The 18,729-nt window shown below is 70.9% G+C and carries 16 protein-coding genes; 8 read left to right on the top strand and 8 right to left on the bottom strand.

Features of this window, described 5'->3' with window-relative positions:
- The first annotated feature begins 48 nt into the window (after positions 1-48).
- Positions 49-1,233 (top strand): class I SAM-dependent methyltransferase, encoded by a 1,185-nt coding sequence (locus tag VFV21_RS01890; RefSeq protein WP_034210153.1) that lies wholly within the window; start codon positions 49-51, stop codon positions 1,231-1,233.
- Positions 1,230-1,634 (top strand): VanZ family protein, encoded by a 405-nt coding sequence (locus VFV21_RS01885; protein ID WP_329667830.1) that lies wholly within the window; start codon positions 1,230-1,232, stop codon positions 1,632-1,634. Before VFV21_RS01890 ends, VFV21_RS01885 begins: the two co-directional genes overlap by 4 nt.
- Positions 1,635-1,670: 36 nt before the next feature.
- Here the strand turns inward: VFV21_RS01885 and VFV21_RS01880 are convergent, their stop codons facing one another.
- Genes VFV21_RS01880 through VFV21_RS01870 form a run of 3 tightly spaced genes read right to left on the bottom strand, consistent with a single transcriptional unit; the run spans position 1,671 to position 5,810 of the window.
- Positions 1,671-2,897 (bottom strand): multifunctional CCA addition/repair protein, encoded by a 1,227-nt coding sequence (locus tag VFV21_RS01880; protein ID WP_329667829.1) that lies wholly within the window; start codon positions 2,895-2,897, stop codon positions 1,671-1,673.
- Position 2,898: 1 nt separating this feature from the next.
- A complete protein-coding gene (locus VFV21_RS01875; RefSeq protein WP_329667828.1) occupies positions 2,899-3,840 on the bottom strand; it encodes a complex I NDUFA9 subunit family protein in 942 nt (313 codons plus the stop codon).
- Positions 3,837-5,810, bottom strand: coding sequence for a lytic transglycosylase domain-containing protein (locus VFV21_RS01870; protein ID WP_329667827.1), 1,974 nt, complete (start codon positions 5,808-5,810; stop codon positions 3,837-3,839). The genes VFV21_RS01875 and VFV21_RS01870 overlap by 4 nt, the downstream gene beginning before the upstream one ends.
- A 43-nt stretch (positions 5,811-5,853) precedes the next feature.
- Here VFV21_RS01870 and VFV21_RS01865 point away from each other — a divergent pair, with 43 nt between their 5' ends.
- Positions 5,854-6,663 carry a sulfite exporter TauE/SafE family protein gene (locus tag VFV21_RS01865; RefSeq protein ID WP_329667826.1) on the top strand — a complete coding sequence of 270 codons (810 nt, stop codon included), beginning with the start codon at positions 5,854-5,856 and terminating at the stop codon, positions 6,661-6,663.
- Between the two features lie 118 nt (positions 6,664-6,781).
- Entirely contained in the window at positions 6,782-9,679 is a 2,898-nt protein-coding gene (locus VFV21_RS01860; protein WP_034210146.1) for a TonB-dependent receptor domain-containing protein, read from the top strand.
- Between the two features lie 261 nt (positions 9,680-9,940).
- Here the strand turns inward: VFV21_RS01860 and VFV21_RS01855 are convergent, their stop codons facing one another.
- The 3 genes from VFV21_RS01855 to VFV21_RS01845 all read right to left on the bottom strand — a co-directional run bounded on the left by VFV21_RS01855 (position 9,941) and on the right by VFV21_RS01845 (position 12,546).
- A complete protein-coding gene (locus VFV21_RS01855; RefSeq protein ID WP_034210222.1) occupies positions 9,941-10,675 on the bottom strand; it encodes an endonuclease/exonuclease/phosphatase family protein in 735 nt (244 codons plus the stop codon).
- 139 nt (positions 10,676-10,814) lie between these two features.
- The gene (locus VFV21_RS01850) at positions 10,815-11,672 is read right to left on the bottom strand and encodes a thiol:disulfide interchange protein DsbA/DsbL (RefSeq protein ID WP_329667825.1); all 858 of its coding nucleotides are present in this window, start codon (positions 11,670-11,672) and stop codon (positions 10,815-10,817) included.
- Positions 11,673-11,760: 88 nt separating this feature from the next.
- On the bottom strand, positions 11,761-12,546 hold the full coding sequence (locus tag VFV21_RS01845; protein ID WP_034210143.1) for a c-type cytochrome: 786 nt from the start codon (positions 12,544-12,546) through the stop codon (positions 11,761-11,763).
- A gap of 183 nt (positions 12,547-12,729) precedes the next feature.
- Here VFV21_RS01845 and yihA point away from each other — a divergent pair, with 183 nt between their 5' ends.
- Positions 12,730-13,317, top strand: a complete 588-nt coding sequence (yihA, locus tag VFV21_RS01840; protein ID WP_329667824.1) for a ribosome biogenesis GTP-binding protein YihA/YsxC — start codon at positions 12,730-12,732, stop codon at positions 13,315-13,317.
- Between the two features lie 41 nt (positions 13,318-13,358).
- Entirely contained in the window at positions 13,359-13,910 is a 552-nt protein-coding gene (locus VFV21_RS01835; protein WP_329667823.1) for a hypothetical protein, read from the top strand.
- Here the strand turns inward: VFV21_RS01835 and VFV21_RS01830 are convergent.
- Together VFV21_RS01830 and VFV21_RS01825 are read right to left on the bottom strand one after the other, a co-directional pair.
- A complete protein-coding gene (locus tag VFV21_RS01830; RefSeq protein WP_329667822.1) occupies positions 13,907-14,830 on the bottom strand; it encodes an ABC transporter permease subunit in 924 nt (307 codons plus the stop codon). The two genes, VFV21_RS01835 and VFV21_RS01830, sit on opposite strands and share 4 nt — an antisense overlap.
- Positions 14,827-16,389: a peptide ABC transporter substrate-binding protein gene (locus tag VFV21_RS01825; RefSeq protein WP_329667821.1), complete on the bottom strand. Its 1,563-nt coding sequence runs from the start codon at positions 16,387-16,389 to the stop codon at positions 14,827-14,829. Before VFV21_RS01825 ends, VFV21_RS01830 begins: the two co-directional genes overlap by 4 nt.
- An 81-nt stretch (positions 16,390-16,470) precedes the next feature.
- Between VFV21_RS01825 and VFV21_RS01820 the strand changes: the two genes are divergently transcribed.
- Positions 16,471-17,835, top strand: coding sequence for a glutamate--cysteine ligase (locus VFV21_RS01820; protein ID WP_329667820.1), 1,365 nt, complete (start codon positions 16,471-16,473; stop codon positions 17,833-17,835).
- A gap of 1 nt (position 17,836) precedes the next feature.
- On the top strand, positions 17,837-18,559 hold the full coding sequence (locus VFV21_RS01815) for a UPF0149 family protein (protein WP_329667819.1): 723 nt from the start codon (positions 17,837-17,839) through the stop codon (positions 18,557-18,559).
- Positions 18,560-18,729 lie beyond the last annotated feature (170 nt).

The raw sequence follows: 18,729 nt of genomic DNA, 5'->3' as shown, positions 1-18,729 counted from the left end.
TCCGTGGATTTGCCGGTATCCTGCGCGCAGGCACCTGAAGATTCCATCATGACCCGGCAAGCCCCCGCCCCCGACGCGGCCGCCCTCGCCCACAGCGAGCAGCTGCTCTCCCTGATCCGCGGCCAGATCCAGGCCAGCGGCGGCGTCATTTCGTTCGCCCGCTACATGGAGCTGGCGCTGTACGCGCCGGGCCTGGGCTACTACAGCGCCGGCAGCCGCAAGTTCGGCGCCGAGGGCGATTTCGTCACCTCGCCCGAGCTGGGTCCGACCTTCGCCGAGTGCATCGCGCAGGCGGCGGCGCAGGTGTTCGCGCAGCTCGGCGGCGAGGCGGACTTCTTCGAGATCGGCGGCGGCAGCGGTGCCTTTGCCGAGGCGGCGCTGCGGCGCTGGCAGGCCATCGGGGCGCTGCCGGCGCGCTACCTCATCCTCGAGCCGAGCGCCGACCTGCGCGAGCGGCAGGCCGACCGGTTGCGCGCGGCCTTGCCGGCCGACGTCTTCGCGCGCGTGCAGTGGCTCAACGGCCCGCCGGAAGCGGAATGGCGCGGCGTGCTGTTCGCCAACGAAGTGCTGGACGCGCTGCCGACGCCGCGTTTCGTGGTGCGCGGCGGCGAGGTGTTCGAGGAGCACGTGGCGCTGTCGCCCGAAGGCGCGCTGATCCGCGTCGACCAGCCGGCCGATGCGCTGCTGCACGCCGCCGTGCGCCACATCGAACGCGACATCGGCAAGCCCTTCGCCGACGGCTACCGCTCGGAAGTGCTGCCGCAGCTGCCGTACTGGATCCAGGCCGTTGGCGGCCTGCTCAAGGACGGCGTGATGCTGTACGTGGACTACGGCTACCCGCGCCACGAGTACTACCTGCCCGAACGCAGCGACGGCACCCTGGTCTGCCACCACCGCCACACCGCGCACGGCGATCCCTTCCACCTGCCGGGGCTGCAGGACATCACCGCCTTCGTCGATTTCACCGCGCTGGCCGAGGCGGGCGTGGGTGCCGGGTTTGATTTCGCCGGCTACTGCGCGCAGGCCAGCTTCCTGATCAACTGCGGCCTGGCCGAGCGGCTCTCGGACATCGAAGCCATCGGCGATGCGGTCGAGCGCCACCACCGCCACAACGAAGTGAAGCGACTGACGCTGCCGGGCGAAATGGGCGAGCGCTTCCAGGTGATGGGCTTCCAGCGCGGCGCCGAGATCCGCCCGCTGTTCGCCCGCGGTGACCTGAGCCGGCGGCTGTGATCCGCCGCGACCTGCACCGGCCGCGCCTGTGGCTGGGCGTTTGGCTTGGCGGGTGGACGCTGTGCATCGCGCTGTCGCTGCTGCCGCCGATCGAACTGGGCGGCCCGCCGGATTCGGACAAGCTCGGCCATTTCCTCGCCTACTTCACGCTGATGGCCTGGGCGGTGATGCTGTTCCCGCGCTGGCGGGCGTGCCTGCTCGCGGCCGGCGGTCTGGTTTTGCTGGGCCTGGGATTGGAACTCGCGCAGGCGACGCTGACGACGACGCGGCAGGGGGATGGACGCGACATGCTGGCCAATGCGCTTGGGGTGCTGGCGGGGTTGGGGCTTGCGTTGACGCCGGGGCGGCATCTTTTGGCTTGGGTGGACGTCAGGCTGCGGGGCGAAGGGCATCGGGACTGAAGTCCCTCCCACAGGAAGCCGCGTGTGGGAGGGACTTCAGTCCCGATGCTTCTCGCTCTCGATCGCCGCAATGCGCGCCTTCCGCAACCACTCCCCCACCGCCGGCCCCTGCAGCCCGTTCGCCACCGCGTGCCCGGCCGAAATCGCCTGTGCCGCCACGTGCAGCCGTAGCAGCAGCGCGCCCGGCGGATACGGCTCCTCCTCGCGCCCCAGCCGCCCGCGCTTGTCGGCCTCGCAGGCCAGCGCCAGCAGCGGGATGCGCTCGGGTTTGCGGAAGCCGTCGCAGCGTGCGATCAGGTCGTGCACGGTCTCGGGCCGCAGTTCGGCCAGCCGGTGCACGTTGAGGTGCTCGCGGCACACGATCTCGGCCATGGCAGCGAATTCAGTCGGCACCTTGTAGCGCGCGCACACCGCGCGCAGCGGCCGCACGCCGCTGTGTTCATGGCCGATGTGTTTCGGCAGCTCGGCCTTCGGCGTCAGCGCCTTGCCGAGGTCGTGGGTGAGCGCGCAGAAACCGAGCAGCGCGTCGCCCGGCGCCAGCCGCGCCGCCATGTCCAGCACCATCTGCACGTGCACGCCGGTGTCCACTTCCGGGTGGTACTCCGGGCGCTGCGGCACGCCGTACAGTGCGTCCACTTCCGGCAGCAGCTTCGCCAGCGCGCCGCATTCGCGCAGCAGCGCGATCGCGGCCGAGGGGCGCGGCATCTCCAGCGCCTTCTTCAGCTCCTGCCAGACACGTTCGGGAACGAGGTGGTCCACTTCGCCCGCGGCCACCATGCCGCGCATCAGCGCCAGCGTTTCCGGCGCCACCGTGAAGCCCAGCGGCGCGAAGCGCGCCAGGAAGCGGGCGGCGCGCAGGATCCGCACGGGATCCTCGGCAAAGGCGGGCGAAACGTGCCGCAGCACGCGCGCCTCGATGTCCGCGCGGCCGCCGAACGGATCGGTGAGCACGCCCTCGTCGTCCTCGGCGATGGCGTTGATGGTGAAGTCGCGCCGCGCCAGGTCGTCCTCGAGCGTCACCGAGGCATCGGCGTGGAAAGTGAAGCCACGGTAGCCCGGCGCGGTCTTGCGCTCGGTGCGGGCGAGCGCGTGTTCTTCCTTGGTGGCCGGGTGCAGGAAGACCGGAAAGTCCTTGCCCACGGGCAGGAAGCCGGCGCGTACCATCTCCTCGGGCGTCGAGCCCACCACCACCCAGTCGCGGTCGCCGCCCGGCAGGCCCAGCAGCCGGTCACGCACGGCGCCGCCGACCCGGTAGGCCTTCATGTCAGCGCGCGGCGCGGTAGCGCGCGTAGCGCGTCTGGCGGTCGTCGAAGTGGCCCAGGATCTCGGGCAGCTTGGCGCCCACGCGCGTGGGCACGATGCCCAGGCGGTGCAGGCCATCGATGCCGCCGACGGAATCGGTGGCCAGCGAGCGGAAGTTGTCGGACGAGAACGGCTTGCCCGGCACGAAATCGAACACGAAGCCCTGCAGCCGGCCCAGCAGGTCGGGCAGCGGCACCACGAGGCGCGTCAGCTCGCGCGCCTTCGCGGTCATCTTCACGATCTCGGCCATGGTGAACACTTCCGGCCCGTACAGCTCGTAGACCTCGCCGATGCTGCGGCGGTTGCCCAGCGCGCGCACGAAGGCCTCGACCACGTCGCCCACGTACACCGGCGCGAACTTGCAGCCCGCGCGCGCCAGCGGCAGCACCGGCGCCAGCTTGAGCAGCTGCGCGAAGCGGCAGAACAGCCCGTCGCCGTGGCCGAAGATCACCGAGGGCTCGAAGATCGTCCAGTCCAGGCCCGAGGCCTTCACCGCCGCCTCGGCCTCGCCGCGCGACTTCAGGTAATGGCTCTGGCCACGGCCGGCGTTGAGCGAGCTCATCTGCAGCAGGCGGCGGGTGCCGGCCAGCTGCATCGCCGCGACCACCAGCTTGGTCAGCTCGACGTGCGCACGGCGGAAGCCGCGGCCGCTGTCGCCGGCCTCGTTGAGGATGCCGACCAGGTTGATGACCGCATCGGCGCCGGTGAAGGCCTGGCGCAGCACCGTCGGGTCGTAGACGTCCACCTCGCGCAGCACCACGCCGGGCGGAAGCAGCCGGTCATGATGGCTGGCCAGGTTGCGGCTCAGCAGCGTGACGGAGTGGCCGTCGGCGGCCAGGCGGGCCACCAGGTGCCGGCCGACGAAGCCGGTGCCCCCGAGGATGACGATGTTTTGACGGATCATGGCGTGCTCGGTGCGCTCGAAGGGGTGGGGCAATGGAACTTGCGCCGGGATGCCGCGTTGACGGTGCGGCCGAGCATGCGCTCGGTCACCGGCACCGAGTCGCCGTCCAGGCGCCAATCGTAGATGACGCTGAAGGCCAGCACCCGGGCCACGTAGTCGCGGGTTTCCTTGTAGGTCACGGTCTCGATCCAGAAATCGGGCTCGAAGCCGGGACGGTCGCGGTTCCAGCGGGCCACGGGCGTGGGCCCGGCATTGTAGGCGGCGATGGCCTGGTAGGGCAGGCCCCGCTGCTGGTCGAGCTCGAAACGCAGGTGGGCCGTGCCCAGGATGATGTTGATGTCCGGGTCGTACAGGCTGTCCACGCCGCGGTAGGCAATGCCCTGGCGTTTCGCGGTCATGTCGGCGGTGGTGGGCAGCAGCTGCATCAGCCCGCGCGCATTGGCCGGCGAACGCGCCCGCGCCATGAACGCACTCTCGGCCCGCGTCTGCGCCGCCACCCAGGCCGGGTCCAGTGCGTGCTTGCGTGCCTCGCGGCGGATCGTGCGCTCGTGCGGCAGCGGGAAGCGCAGGCCGTAGTAGCGCAGCGCATCGGGCGCCTCGCCGATGGTGAACACGCCGCGGTCGTGCCAGCCGGCATCGACCGCGAAATCGATGGCGACGTAGCGCTCGGCCTCGCCGAGGCCGCGCAGCAGCGCGGCCCACTCGCGGATCGCCAGGCCCAGGCGGTCCAGGCGATAGAGCTCGAGCGCGCGCACCAGGCCCGGGTTCGCCGCCACCCGCTGCCGCAATGCGGCGTCGGTCGACGGCTCCAGCGGGCACAGTGCGTAAGGCTGCTTCAGCCGGTCGGCGGCGAGGAAGCCGTGGAAGGTGGCGGTGTTGGCGGCCTGCGCGTACAGCGTGCGGGCGCGGTCGCGTTCCTTGTTGCGCTCGCGCAGGCGCGCTTCGAAGTATTGCCAGCGCGGATCGGCGCGCTGCACCGCCGGCATGCGCTCAAGCGCGGCGAGCGCGGCGGCCGTGTCATGCCGGCTCATCGCCTCGCGCACGCGCCATTCGTGCAGGCGTTCGTCGTAGGCGCTGTCGGGCACTTCGGCCAGGCGGTCGGCCGAGCCGGGCAGGTAGGACGCCACCGTCCACAGCGCGACCTGGTAGAGCACCTTGCCGCGCTGCGCTTCATCCAGGTCCAGCGCCGGCGCGAGCGTGGCCAGCTGCTGGCGCGCAGCTTCGGGATCGCGGCGTGCGAGCCGGGCCAGGCCCTCGGCGGCGATGCGGCGGCTGCGCGCATCGCGCGGCCAGGCCGCGGTGCGGGCGTGCGGCGCGTCGACGAAATCGGCATAGCTGTTGGCGAGCGCCGCCGCGCTGGCCGACAGGCTGCGCGCCAGGAAGCGCGCCAGCGCCGACTGGCCCTCGGCCAGCGCCAGCTCGATGCGCTGCCAGCGCAAGTCTTCGCCCAGCTTGCCGCGCGCCTGCAGGGCCGCGAACGGGGCGTCGCAGTAGGCGGGCAGGCCGCTGCCGGTGAGCCACATCGCCTGGACTTCGGTTTCCCAGGCCGCATCCGAGGCACCGGTGGCCAGGCGCGCCGCCAGGTCGGCGCAGCGCAGCTCGGCCGTCGCCATCGGGCGGTAGTCGGCGCGGAACGTGGTCCATTCCTTGCGCCGCGCCAGCTCGACCAGCCAGGCTTCGCGCAGCCAGTCGGCGGCGGGCTGGCCGTCGTGGCGCGCCAGCACCGTGCGGATGTCGCCGGCGCCCGCGGTGGCGATGCGCTTGCGCCACAGCGTGGCCTCGACCCAGCCGTGCAGCGGGTGGCTGGCCAGGCGCGCGGCGTCGCTGGCGTTCAGGCGCCCTTGCTCGGCGAGCTGGAAACCACCGACGATGAGCGGGCGCTGCGCCGAGAGGTCGGCCGGCGCCGCCTGCGGCCGTGCGGTCGCGGGCAGGCCCAGCAGCAGGAAGATCATGAAAAATCGCAGCGACATGCCGATGAGTCTAGCCCATGGCGCCTGATTACCCGGCGGCGGCATGAGCCTGGACTGGGGTCTCTACCTCGCGCTGGGCGCGGTCGCGGGCGTGCTGGCGGGCCTGCTCGGCATCGGCGGCGGGCTGGTGCTGGTGGCGGCGCTGGTGTGGCTGTTGCCGGCGCAGGGCGTGCCGCCCGCGCTGGCGGTGCACGTGGCCCTGGCCACCGCGCTGGCGAGCATCGTGCTGACCGGCCTGTCCTCGGCGCGGGCGCACCACCGCCGCGGCAGCGTGCTGTGGCCCACCGTGGCCTGGCTGGTGCCCGGCGTGCTGGTGGGCGGCTGGCTGGGCAGCTTGCTGGCCACGCGCCTCGACGGGGGCCTGCTGCGGGCCGGCATCGCCGCCTACTGCTTCCTGGCCGCGGCGCAGCTGGTGCTGGACTGGCCGCGCTCGCGGGCCGAGCGACCGGACGCGCCGCGCGGGCCGGGCTATTCAGCCGCTGGCGGCGTGATCGGTGCGATATCCGCCCTCGTCGGTATCGGCGGCGGCAGCATGACCGTGCCCCTGCTGGTCTGGCGCGGCGTGCGGCCGGTCCGGGCGGTCGGCACCTCCAGCGCCTGCGGCGTGGCCATTGCCCTCGCCAGCGCCGCCGGCTACGCCCTGCATGGCCCGGCGCCCGGCGCGCTGCCGGCCGGCAGCTGGGGCTACGTGTACCTGCCCGCCGCCGTCGCGCTGGCCCTGGCCTCGGTGCTGACGGCGCCGCTGGGCACCCGGCTGGCGCACCGCATCAGCGGGCAGGCCCTCAAGCGCCTGTTCGCGGCCTTCCTGGCGGTGGTCGGGGCCAGCCTGGCCGCGGGCGGCGGGGGAGTTTAATTCACTACCAACGTTAGTGATTTCGTGGCTTGTTGGGCTGTCACAAACTCTTTACATCTGGTCCCGAGCCGGCGCATTGGGGGCAAGGCGCCGGTCCCACCAACCCTTGGGGACCACCATGAAGAGCACCCGTACCTCCCGCCTGAGCCTGGCGGTTCGCGGCGCGTTGCTGCTGGCGGCGCTGCCGCTCGCCGCGACCGCGCAGGACAGCAGCGAAGAAGAAGGCGTCCAGACCCTCGACCGCATCGAAGTCACCGGCACCCGCATCCGCACCGCCGAAGCCGAGGGCCTGGTGCCCGTGCAGCGCATCACGCGCGCCGACATCGACCGCAGCGGCCTCACCTCGGTCGGCGACCTGGTCCAGTCCCTCACTGGCTCGGGCTCGGCGCTCAACACCAAGTTCAACTCCAGCGGCAACTTCGGCTTCCCGCCGGACGGCAGCGGCGTCGGCGCGGGTTCCGCGCAGGCCGACCTGCGCCACCTCGGCGCCAAGCGCGTCCTCGTGCTGGTGGACGGCATCCGCTGGGTCAACGAGGCCTCGGCCTCCGGCGTCGGTGCCGCCACCGACCTCAACACCATCCCGCTGGCCATCATCGAGCGCATCGAAGTGCTCGAGGACGGCGCGTCCTCGCTGTACGGCTCGGATGCCATCGCCGGCGTGGTGAACATCATCACCCGCAAGGATTTCGACGGCATCTCGCTGAGCGCGCAGTACGGCGAATACGGCGAGGGCGACGGCGCCACCTCCAGCATCGACTTCGCCTGGGGCAAGAGCAGCGACCGCGCCAGCGTGTTCGTGGGCATCAGCCACACCGACCAGGACGTGATCTTCTCGCGCGACCGCGAGCAGTCCTCCTTCCCGGTGCCGGGCACCGGCGTCGCCTTTGGCAGCTCGGGCACGCCCACCGGCCGCTTCATCATCACCGACCCGAACACCGGCCGGACCATCGACGTCACGCCCAACACCGGCGTCAGCGACCCGGTGTACGACCCGACCCAGGTCGGCTGCGTGCGCACCGATGACTACCACTGCTTCACCACCGCCGACCGCTTCAACTTCTCGCAGTTCAACCTGCTGCTGACGCCGTCCGAGCGCACCGGCGTGTTCGGCCAGGGCCGGTTCCAGTTCACCGATGCGGTCAGCGGCTACGCCAAGGTGCTGTTCAACCGCCGCCAGTCGACCAACCAGGCGGCGCCCGAGCCGATCTTCCTCGGCCCCGAGGCCGGCACCGGCAACCCGCTGGCCGACAACATCTTCATTTCCGGCCTGAACCCGTTCAACCCGTTCGGCTTCGACCTCGACGGCCGCCTGACGACGCCCGAAGCCGACCGCAACCTGATCCTGATCGGCCGCCGCCCGGTCGAGGGGGGTCCGCGCATCTTCGAACAGGACGTCGACACCTGGTATGTCGGCGCCGGCCTGGAGGGCGTGTTCGACGCCGGCAGCCGCAGCTTCTACTGGGACGCCAACGTCGCCTTCAGCGAGAACGAGGCCGAGCAGACCAACTTCGGCAGCTACGACATCCGCAACATCGCGCTGGCGCTGGGCGACCCCGCCGCCTGCGCCGCGGTCGCCGGCTGCACCCCGCTGAACATCTTCGGCGGCCCGGGCACGATCACGCCGGAGATGCTGGCCTTCATCTCGCCGGTGGTGCGCGACCAGAGCCGGAACGAGCTGGCGCTGGTCACCGCCAACCTGTCCGGCAGCCTGTTCGAGCTGCCCGCGGGTTCGGTCGACTTCGCCGCGGGCGTCGAGCACCGCCGCCTCGAGGGCTCCTACCAGCCCGATCCGCTGACGGTGGCCGGCTTCTACAACGGCGTGCCGTCGCTGCCGACCGCGGGCAAGTACGACGTGAGCGAGGTCTATGCCGAGTTCAACGTGCCGCTGTACGCGAACGCCGAGAAGGGCAGCCGCCTCGACTTCACGCTGGCCGGCCGCTACTCCGACTACAGCACCGGCATCTCCGAAGTGACGCCGAAGTACGGCCTGCGCTGGCAGGTGGCCGAGGAACTGGTGCTGCGCGCCAGCTTCGCCGAGGGCTTCCGCGCCCCGTCGATCGGCGAACTGTTCGGCTCCGCCAGCCGCTTCGACGCCCAGCTCGACGATCCCTGCACCACGCCGCTGCTCGACCCGTCGCTGGCCGCCAACTGCGCGGCGCTCGGCGTGCCCAGCAACTACGTGCAGCCGAACCCGCAGATCTCGGTCACCACCGGCGGCAACGAGCAGCTCGAGCCGGAGTTCGCCGACAGCTTCACCGCCGGCTTCGTCTGGAGCCCGTCCTTCCTCGAGGATTCGTCGATCGCCGATCGCGTCGACCTCGAGTTCACCTTCTACAAGCACGAGATCGAAGGCGCGATCCAGGCCATCGATGCCCAGACCCAGCTCGACCTGTGCGTGCAGACGCTCGACCCGCTGTACTGCTCGGGCATCAGCCGCGCCTCCACCGGCGGCATCAACGCCTTCGCCAACCGCCTGAGCAACCTCGGCTCGATCAAGACCGACGGTTGGGACGTGGACCTGTCGTGGGTGTTCCCGATGCAGGACTGGGGCCAGGTGAAGATGGCCTGGCGCAACACCTTCGTCGGCCGCTACGAGGCGGTCGGCGCCGCCGGCCAGCTGCAGCCGCAGGCACCGGGCCGCGAGGTCGTGGACAGTGCGATCCCGGACTGGACCTCCAACCTCACCACCGAGTGGGCCAACGGTCCGTGGTCGGCGTCCTGGACCTTCCGCCACATCTCGGAGCTGCGTGAGTCCTGCGGTCGCGTGATCTCGTTCTCGGTCTGCTCGGACCCGGCGCGCGACACCAACGTGCTCAAGGCGATCACCTACAGCGACCTGCAGGTGGGCTACCAGTTCGAGGACCTGGCCAACCTGAAGCTGACCTTCGGCGCCAACAACGTGTTCGACAAGGACCCGCCGATCTGCGTGTCCTGCTCGCTCAACGGCTACGACGCCTCCACCTACGACATCCCGGGTGGCCGCTTCTTCTACCTGCGCGGCGAAGTCAGCTTCTGATCCACCTCCCCCGCGTCACCCTTGAAAGGCCGCCTTCGGGCGGCCTTTCTTCATGTCGAGTTTTTGGGGGCTATGGCGTGTCCGTAGAAAGAAAAATTTGGACACGGATAAAAGCGGATGAACACGGATGAACACAGATAAAGCAAAGGCAATCGGATATTGGCCAAGGCACGCCGCCGCATCCGGCGAGAAGCCAATCAAGCTTCCGCTTTATCCGTGTTCATCCGTGTTCATCCGCTTTAATCCGTGTCAAACGCTTTTCTAGGTCACGGGCTTGGCGGTGGGGACCTGGAGTTCGACGGCGACGGCCATGTGGTCGGAGCCGGCGGCGGGGATGGCCTGGTAGTGGTTGATCTTGAGGCCGCCGACCAGCACGTGGTCGAGGCAGCGCTGCGGCGCCCAGCTGGGGAAGGTCGCGATGCGCTCGGCGGGTGGCTCGAGTTTGGTTTCCCGGTAGAGCGCGCGCATCTCGGGAGCGTCGAAATCGCAGTTGAAGTCGCCCATCAGCACAAGCCGTGGTGATTCCGAGAGCAGGTCGGCGAGGAAGCCCAACTGCAGCTGGCGCGACTTCGCCCCGAGCGAGAGATGCGTGACCGCCAGGTCCCAGGCCGTGTCGCCCTCGCCGAAGCGCGCCAGCAGCACCCCGCGGCCGGCGATGCGGCCGGGCAGGGCGTAGTCGAGCAGCTCCTTCGGTTCCAGCCGGCTCAGCAGCGCGTTGCCACTGCCGGCGATGCGCGAGATGCGGCGGTTGGGCTGGTGGCTCCAGTAGGGGAAGCCGCCGCGTTCGGCCAGGTAGTCGGCCTGGTTGGTGAAGCCCGAGCGCAGGCTGCCCGGATCGCTTTCCTGCAGGCCCACGAGGTCGAAGGGCTCGGCGAGCGCGGCGAGGCTGTCGAGGTTGAGGCGCTTGCCGTTGGGCAGCACGTGCGACCAGCTGCGGGTGACGTACTCGCGGTAGGCGCGCGTGCTCGAGCCGGCCTGGATGTTGGCGCTCAGCAGGCGCAGCGGGCGGGTGGACGCGGGAGGTTTGGGCTTGGCGGCCATGTCGGCATGGTGCGGCCGTGCGCGCCCCATCACAAGGCCAAAAATGAACGGGGCCGCAGTGCGGCCCCGGGCATGTGACGCGTGTCGCGAACGATCAGCGACGTGCGGCTTCGGCGCGTTCCTTCTGCACCAGCCAGTCGATGGTCTCGACCAGGCCGGCCGGGCCGCGGTCGCCGGTCATCGAGGCGCTGTACTTGCCGGCGATGATGACGGTGGGCGTGGCCTGCACGCCGGTGCGCAGCGCGAACTGGCGGGCGCGGTTGAGCTTCGCGGTGACCGCGAAGCTCTGCATGGTGGAGAGGAAGGTGTCGCGGTCGGCGCCGAGGCTGGCGTAGTGGTCGGCCACTTCCTCCGGCGACGCGGTCTGGAACTTCCGCTGCACGAAGAAGGCGTCGAAGGTCGCGTTGTGGGTCTTTTCCAGGATGCCCATCGCTTCGGCGGCGAAGAAGCCGCGGGCGAAGTTGTCGCCGGGGCCGCCGAAGGCCGCCGGCACGTAGACGAAGCGCACGTCCGAGGCCAGGTTCGGCTTCCACGCGTCGAGGGTCGGCTGCAGGTTGGCGCAGTGGATGCAGGTGTAGGCGAAGACCTCGGCCACTTCGATGCCGGGGCCGGTGGTGTAGGTCGGCTGAGGCTCGGCGAGCACGACGTAGTCGGTGCCCTCGCGCGGCGCCTTGGCCGGGTCCGGCATGGCCGGCAGCTCGGCGACCGGGGCGTCGGTGCCGGCTTCCGCGGCGGCGGCCGCATCGGCAGCCGGGGCTTCGGCGTTCTCGCCCTCGGCGGGGGCGGCGGGCGCTGCGTCGGTCGGGGCGGCGGCCTCGGCGGCGGGCGCGGCCGCGGGTTCAGCCGTCGGGGCGGCCGGCTCAGCCGGGGTGGCCGGGGCAGCCGGCTCGGACGGCGCCTGGCTGCAGGCGGCGAGGGCGAGGACGAGCAGGAGGGACAGCAGGCGCTTCATCGGGTCGTGCTCCTTGAGGGGACAGCCAACCAGACCACGCCTGGCCGGCAAGGTTCACCGGGGCGGCGCAAGCCGCCGGCCGCGGGGCTCAGCCCTGCGGCGGGGCCGCGTCGGCCACGGCCTCGGCAGCGGGCGCGTCGGCGACGTTGTGCAGGCCTTCGATGTAGGTGGCCAGCGCCTGGATCTCTTCGTCGGTCAGGTTGCCGGCCACACCCGCCATCAGGGCGTTGGCGTTGGCGTCCTTGCCCCAGACCATGCCGTCGCGGAAGGCGGTGAGGGCGTTGGCGGTGTAGCCCGCGTGCTGGCCGCCCAGCTGCGGCCAGGCCGAGCCCGGGTTGCCGCGGCCGTCGGGGCCGTGGCAGGCCTGGCAGGCCGGCACGCCCTGGTCGGGGTTGCCGTAGCGGTACAGGCGCTGGCCGACTTCGAAGAACTTGCGGTCGGCGTTCGGGCCCGAGGCGATCACGGTGTCGTCGGCGACGCCCGGCACGACCTTCTGGCTGGCGAAGTAGGCGCCGATGTCGCGCATGTCCTGCGCGCTCAGGGTCGAGGCGAAGCCGAGCATGATGGCGTTGTTGCGCTCGCCGCTCTTGTACAGGGCGAGCTGGCGGGCGATGTAGCGTTCGTGCTGGCCGGCCAGCTTCGGGTACTGCGGGTCGGCCGAATTGCCGTCGAGGCCGTGGCAGGCGGCGCAGGCGGCGGCCTTGCCGGCGCCGGCCTGGGCGTCGCCCCAGGTGGCCGGGGTGTTGTCGGCTTCCAGGGTGGCGACCGGGGCGGCTTCGGCCTCCGGGGCCGGCGTCACGGTGGCGGCTTCCTGGGCCAGGGTGGAACCGGCGGCCAGGAGGGCGGCGACACCGAGGATGCGCGAGAACTTCATGGACTGCTCCGGAACGCTGGAATTCGGGTGGATGGGGCTCGGCGCGGAGGACGCGCGGGAAGGCGCGGATTATCCCAGCCCGCGCCGTGAGGGGTCAATCAAGCCGGCCCGGAACCGGCCCGATGCTGGTCAGGGCGGCCCGGGCAGGCCAAGCTAGTGGCCTTTCCTGCACCGGCCGACCCGATGGCAAACCCCCTGGCCCGCGCCAAGTACACCTTTTCCGCCCACGCCCTGAAGCAGCTGCCGCCCGACGATGGCCGGGAAGTGGCCTTTGCCGGGCGCTCCAACGCGGGCAAGTCGACTTCGCTCAACGCGCTCACCAACCAGCACGGCCTGGCCCGCGTTTCCAAGACCCCCGGCCGCACCCAGGCCCTGAACTACTTCGAAGTCGCGCCCAACAAGCACCTGGTCGACCTGCCGGGCTACGGCTACGCCAAGGTGCCCGAGGAGATGCGCGAGCGCTGGAAGGAGTTCATCAACGTCTACTTCCACACCCGCCAGTCGCTGGCCGGCCTGGTGGTGGTGATGGACATCCGCCACCCGCTGCGCGAGTACGACCTGCAGATGCTCGACTACGCCTTCGGCCGCGGGCTGCCGGCGCACTGCCTGCTCACCAAGGCCGACAAGCTCGGCCGCGGCGAGCAGGGCAACACGCTGCTCAAGGTCCGGAAGGAGCTGGGCGAGCGCGCGTCCGTGCAGGTGTTCTCCGGCGAATCCAAGATCGGCGTCGACGAGGCGCGTGCCGTCGTGTCGCGCTGGCTGGAGCTTTGAGCCAACATCCCCCTGTCGCCATCGACCCGGAGCCCCGCCGCATGATCACTTTCCGTTGGGTACTGCTGGCGCTGATGCTCGGCCTCGCGGCCGGCCGCGCGGCCGCCACCGCCCAGATCCCCGACCAGATCAGCTTCGACGGGCAGACCGCCGCCCTCTACGCCCAGCCCATCCAGCCGCTGCTGTCGGCCCGGCCCGACCTGAAGAAGAAGGTCGACCGCTACATCAAGGGCGGCTGCAGCGCCTCGTGGTCCGGGCTGCGCGCGAGCTGGGAGATCCGGGACGACCAGCTCTACCTGGTCAAGCTCGAGGCCAATCCCTGCGCGGATCCGAAGGACGTGCCGCTGCGCAAGCTGGGCGCGGCGCGCGGTGCCGATCGCCTGCTGGCCGACTGGTATTCCGGCCAGCTGCGGGTGCCGCAGGGCGCGGAGATCGAATACGTGCACATGGGCTTCGAGTCGCAGTACGAGCGCGACCTGATCCTGACGGTGGAAAAGGGGCGGATCGTCGGCCGCGAAGTCCGCGAAAACCCGCTGCTGCAGCGGCCGCCGCCGGAGCCGCAGTATCCGCCGGAGCCTGCGCCGGAATCCTAAGGGTCCGCGTCGCGCAGGCGCGGGTCCATGCCCGCCCGCGCCGCATCCACCGCGGCGTTGATCAGCACGATCGCCGCGCCCACCACCAGCACCACGCCCAGCACCAGGGTGTAGTCGCGGTTGAGCGCGCCCTGCACGAAATAGCGGCCGATGCCCGGGATGCCGAACACCTGTTCGACCACCGCCGACCCGCTGACGACATTGATCAAGGCGGGGCTCAGCCACGCCACCACCGGCAGCAGGCCGGGGCGCAGGGCGTGCGCGAACAGCAGCCGCGTTTCGGACAGGCCGCGGGCGCGGGCGGCGCGCAGGTAGTCGGCGCCCAGCACCTCCAGCATCGCCGCGCGCGTGAGCCGCGCGCAGTAGGCGAGGTTGGGCAGCGCCATCGCGATCACCGGTAGCACCGCGCTGCGCCAGCCGCCGTCCCAGCCGCCGGCGGGCAGCCACTGCAGCGTCACCGCGAACAGCAGGATCAGCAGCGGCGCCGCCACGAACTTCGGCACCGCCAGGCCCAGGCCGGCGCCGAACATCAGCACGCGGTCCGCCCAGCGCCCGGCCCGCAGCGCCGACCACACCCCCAGCGGCAGCCCGATCGCCAGCGCCAGCAGCAGCGCCAGGCCCCCGTTCACGAGCGAGATCGGCAGGCCGGCGGCGATGAGCTGGTTCACGGTGTAGTCGGGGTACTGGAACGAGGGCCCGAGGTCGCCGCGCAGCACGTCGCCGAGCCAGTGGCCGTATTGCGACAGCAGCGGCTGGTCGAGGCGGTACTGCGCGGCGAGCGCGGCCTCGACCTCCGGCGGCGCGGCTTTCTCGGCGTCGAAGGGACCGCCGGGCGCCGCGCGCAGCAGCACGAAGCAGAGCGTGGCCAGCAGCCACAGCGTCAGCACCGCCTCGAGCGTGCGCACGGCGAATCGTTTCATTCGCCCGGCGCCAGCGTGAGGAAGCGGCTCGGGTGGCGGTCGAGCAGGTTGGCTTCGAAGCCGCCCACCTCGGGGCGCACCAGGTGCTTCGAGGTGTAGAAGTAGATCGGCACGATCGCGTGCGCGCGCAGCAGGTGCGCCTCGGCCTCGCGCAGGCGCGCGGCGCGGGCCGCGAGCGTCGGCGCGGCGTCGGCGGCGTCGAGCAGGGCGGTGAAGGCCGGGTCGTCGTAGCCGGTCCAGTTGGCGTTGCTGTCGCCGCGGAAGTTGTCGAGGAAGTTGCGCGGGTCGTCCACGTCGGCGATCCAGCCGCCGCGGAACACCTGCGTGATCACCCGCTGCCGGCGGTTGCCGACGAACACCTTCCACTCTTCGTTGCGCAGCCGGACGCGCGCGCCCAGCACTTCGCGCCACATCGCGGCGACGGCAAGCGCTAGGCGGCGATGCGGCGTGGACGTGTTGTAGCGCAGCTCCACTTCGAGCGGATTGTCCGGCCCGTAGCCGGCCTCGGCGTAGCGGCGGCGCGCCAGCGCTTCGCGCTGCGCCTGGGTCGCGCGGCCCCAGCCCAGGCTGGCCGGCGCGTAGCCCGCCACGCCCGGCGGCACCAGGCCGTAGGCCGGGACCTCACCGAGTCCGGTGACGTGGCGGGTGAGGATGTCGCGGTCGATCGCCAGCGACAGCGCCTCGCGCAGCGTCGGCGCGTCCTTGAACGGCGGCTGGTCGAGGTTGTAGCCCAGCCAGAAGCTGCCGAGGTAAGGGCTGATGCGCAGCTGGTCGCCGAAGCGCGCGCGCAGCGCGGGCAGTGGCTGGGGTGGCACGGTTTCGGTGAGGTGCAGGCCGCCGGCCTCGAAGCGCTTGAGTTCGCTGCTGGCATCTTCGGTGACGTGGAAGCGCACGCGCGGGATCGGCGCCGGCTCGCGGAATTCCGGATTGCGCTCGAGCGTGATCATCGCCTGCGGCAGCCAGCCGGCCAGGCGGTAGGCGCCGTTGCTGACGAGGCGGCCGGGGCGCGTGTGCTGGGTGCCGTGCTCGGCCAGCGCCGGCAGGTAAACCGGAAACGCGGTGGGCAGCGTGAGCAGCCGCGGCAGGTCGGCGCTGCGCGAGAGCGTGAACACCACCGTGCGCGGGTCCGGCGCCGTGATGCCGAGCCGCTCCGGCGGCAGTTCGCCGCGCTGCACCGCGGCCGCGTTCGTGATTGCCTCGAAATGGCCGGCAAAGGGCGCCGCCGTCGCCGGCGTGAACGCACGCCGGAAGCTGGCCACCACCTGCCCGGCGTCCAGCGCCTCGCCGTTCGACCAGCGCAGGCCAGGCCGCAGGTGGAAGGTCCAGGCGCGCCCATCGGCGGATACGTCCCAGCGCTCGGCCAGGCCGGGCACCAGCCGCCCGCCGCCGTCCTCGGCCACCAGGCCTTCGTACAGGTCGCGCAGCACGTTGGCGCAGGCCACCTCCGGGCAGCGGTGCGCATCCAGCGTGGACGGCTCCGGGCCGTTGCCGCGCTCGAGCACCTGGCCCAGGGCCGGCCCGCAACACAGCAGCAGCAGGGGCAGGACGCCAGCCTTCATGGGTTGCGGGATAAACTCGCCATCCTTGCGATTGTAGGCCAGCGGCCGCACATCGCTTCCACCCCCAGCAAGGCGCGCCCCGTGTCCGGACCCAGCAACGTCAAGGAAAGCCCCATCACCGGTCGCGACCAGCTGGTCGAGTACCTGGCCACGGGCGCCCGCCCCGCGTCCGAGTGGACCATCGGCACCGAGCACGAGAAGTTCGGCTTCCGGCTCGACGACCTGCGCCCGCCCACCTGGGAAGGCCCCGACGGCATCGAGGCGATGCTGCGCGGCCTCACCCGCTTCGGCTGGGAGACCTACAAGGAGAAGGGCAAGCTGATCGCGCTGTCGAAGGCGGGCGCCTCGGTGACGCTGGAGCCGGCCGGCCAGCTCGAGCTCTCGGGCGCGATGCTGCAGGACATCCACCAGACCTGCTGCGAAACCAACCTGCACCTGCGCGAGGTCAAGACCGTCAGCGAAGAGCTGGGGCTGGGCTTCCTCGGCATGGGCTTCCAGCCCAAGTGGCGCCGCGACGAAATGCCTTGGATGCCCAAGGGCCGCTACAAGATCATGCGCGAGTACATGCCCAAGCGCGGCAACCTGGGCCTGGACATGATGACGCGCACCTGCACCGTGCAGGTGAACCTGGACTTCTCCAGCGAAGCCGACATGGTGAAGAAGTTCCGCGTGTCGCTGGCGCTGCAGCCGATCGCGACCGCGCTGTTCGCCGACTCGCCGTTCACCGAAGGCAAGCCGAACGGGTATCTTTCCTACCGCTCGCACATCTGGACCGACACCGATCCGGACCGCACCGGCATGCTCGACTTCGTGTTCGAGGACGGCTTCGGCTTCGAGCGCTACGTGGACTACCTGCTGCAGGTGCCGATGTACTTCAGCTACCGCGACGGCGAATACCTCGACCTCAGCGGACAGGACTTCCGCAAGTTCCTGCGCGGCGAGCTGCCTTCGCTGCCGGGCGTGCTGCCCACGATGAAGGACTGGGCCGACCACATGACCACCGCCTTCCCGGAAGTGCGGCTGAAGAAATACCTCGAGATGCGCGGCGCCGACGGTGGCCCTTGGAACCGCCTGTGCGCGCTGCCGGCGTTCTGGGTCGGCCTGCTGTACGACCAGGAGTCGCTGGACGCGGCCTGGGACCTGGTGAAGGATTTCACGATGCAGGAGCGCCACGCGCTGCGCGACGGCGTGCCCAAGCATGCGCTGAAGCTGCCCTTCCGCGGCGCCACCGTGCGCGAACTCGCGCTCGAGGCGCTGAAGATCGCCGGCAATGGCCTCAAGCGCCGCAACCGCCTCAATGCCACCGGCGCCAGCGAAGCCGTGTTCCTGGAACCGCTGCTGGAGTTCGCGCTGGCCAACGAAACCCCCGCCGAGCGCAAGCTGGCCCTGTTCCACGGCGCGTGGAAGGGCAGCGTCGATCCGGTGTTCAAGGAATTCGCGTACTGACATGGCCACCGTGAAAGCCGACTGGTTCCGCGCCAACGACCCGCGCATCGACGAACTCGACCGCCTGCTCGAGCAGCGCGCCGTGCCTTTCGGTGGCTACGGGCTCGAGCAGCTCGATGGTTTCCTGAGTGCATTGGTCGTGAGTCCCGGCGAAGTGATTCCGGTCGAGGAATGGCTGCCGCGCGTCTGGGGCAAGGCGCCGCCGCGCTGGGAGAACGAAGCCGACGAGGCCGCCGCCCGCGCGCTGCTGATGCTGGCCTGGAACACCGCCGCGCGCCGCGTGCGCTTCAACTCCGACGAGATGACCGTGGACGGCGCGCTGTTCTGGTGGCTGCCCGACGACGTCGAGGGCGACCACGGCGACGACGTGGACATCGGCGCGGCCTGGGGCGCGGGCTTCCTGGACGGCATGGACCTGCGTTCCGAGGCCTGGGACGCCTGGATCGCCAAGGACGAGTGGATCGGCGAGGTCGAGGGCTACGTCGAGGCCCTGGCCGTCGGCAGCTATCCGGCCGAGCAGGAGGGCGGGGCACCGACGCCGCTGCCCTACAGCGAGCGGCTGGAGATCCACGCCGGCCTGCCCGACATGCTGCACGACCTGCACGTGCACCGCATCGAATCGCTGACCCCACGCGAACCGGTGCGCCGCGCCGCCACCCCCGAGCGCAACGACCCCTGCCCCTGCGGCAGCGGCAAGAAATACAAGAAGTGCTGCGGCGCTTGATCCGCGCCCTGTAGGAGGGACTTCAGTCCCGAAGCTCTTCAGACGCGGATCAACGCGGATGAACGCGGATAGAGCATAAGCCGAAGTTGGATCTTCGCGATTGGCGTGACCTGCCGAGACCCCCTCCTGCTCTTTTGCACTTGCCCTATCCGCGTTCATCCGCGTCAATC

Source organism: Arenimonas sp., from assembly GCF_036275555.1.
Lineage (GTDB): Bacteria > Pseudomonadota > Gammaproteobacteria > Xanthomonadales > Xanthomonadaceae > Arenimonas.
The sequence above is the reverse complement of the archived record's forward strand: the minus strand, read 5'-3'. Positions and strand labels throughout refer to the sequence as shown.

What these genes read in the sequence shown, in the direction of transcription:
- VFV21_RS01890 (WP_034210153.1), top strand. Translation starts at nt 49, where the DNA reads ATGACCCGGCAAGCCCCCGCCCCCGACGCGGCCGCCCTCGCCCACAGC.
- VFV21_RS01880 (WP_329667829.1), bottom strand. Translation starts at nt 2,897, where the DNA reads ATGAAGGCCTACCGGGTCGGCGGCGCCGTGCGTGACCGGCTGCTGGGC.
- VFV21_RS01875 (WP_329667828.1), bottom strand. Translation starts at nt 3,840, where the DNA reads ATGATCCGTCAAAACATCGTCATCCTCGGGGGCACCGGCTTCGTCGGC.
- VFV21_RS01870 (WP_329667827.1), bottom strand. Translation starts at nt 5,810, where the DNA reads ATGTCGCTGCGATTTTTCATGATCTTCCTGCTGCTGGGCCTGCCCGCG.
- VFV21_RS01865 (WP_329667826.1), top strand. Translation starts at nt 5,854, where the DNA reads ATGAGCCTGGACTGGGGTCTCTACCTCGCGCTGGGCGCGGTCGCGGGC.
- VFV21_RS01860 (WP_034210146.1), top strand. Translation starts at nt 6,782, where the DNA reads ATGAAGAGCACCCGTACCTCCCGCCTGAGCCTGGCGGTTCGCGGCGCG.
- VFV21_RS01850 (WP_329667825.1), bottom strand. Translation starts at nt 11,672, where the DNA reads ATGAAGCGCCTGCTGTCCCTCCTGCTCGTCCTCGCCCTCGCCGCCTGC.
- VFV21_RS01845 (WP_034210143.1), bottom strand. Translation starts at nt 12,546, where the DNA reads ATGAAGTTCTCGCGCATCCTCGGTGTCGCCGCCCTCCTGGCCGCCGGT.
- yihA (WP_329667824.1), top strand. Translation starts at nt 12,730, where the DNA reads ATGGCAAACCCCCTGGCCCGCGCCAAGTACACCTTTTCCGCCCACGCC.
- VFV21_RS01835 (WP_329667823.1), top strand. Translation starts at nt 13,359, where the DNA reads ATGATCACTTTCCGTTGGGTACTGCTGGCGCTGATGCTCGGCCTCGCG.
- VFV21_RS01830 (WP_329667822.1), bottom strand. Translation starts at nt 14,830, where the DNA reads ATGAAACGATTCGCCGTGCGCACGCTCGAGGCGGTGCTGACGCTGTGG.
- VFV21_RS01825 (WP_329667821.1), bottom strand. Translation starts at nt 16,389, where the DNA reads ATGAAGGCTGGCGTCCTGCCCCTGCTGCTGCTGTGTTGCGGGCCGGCC.
- VFV21_RS01815 (WP_329667819.1), top strand. Translation starts at nt 17,837, where the DNA reads ATGGCCACCGTGAAAGCCGACTGGTTCCGCGCCAACGACCCGCGCATC.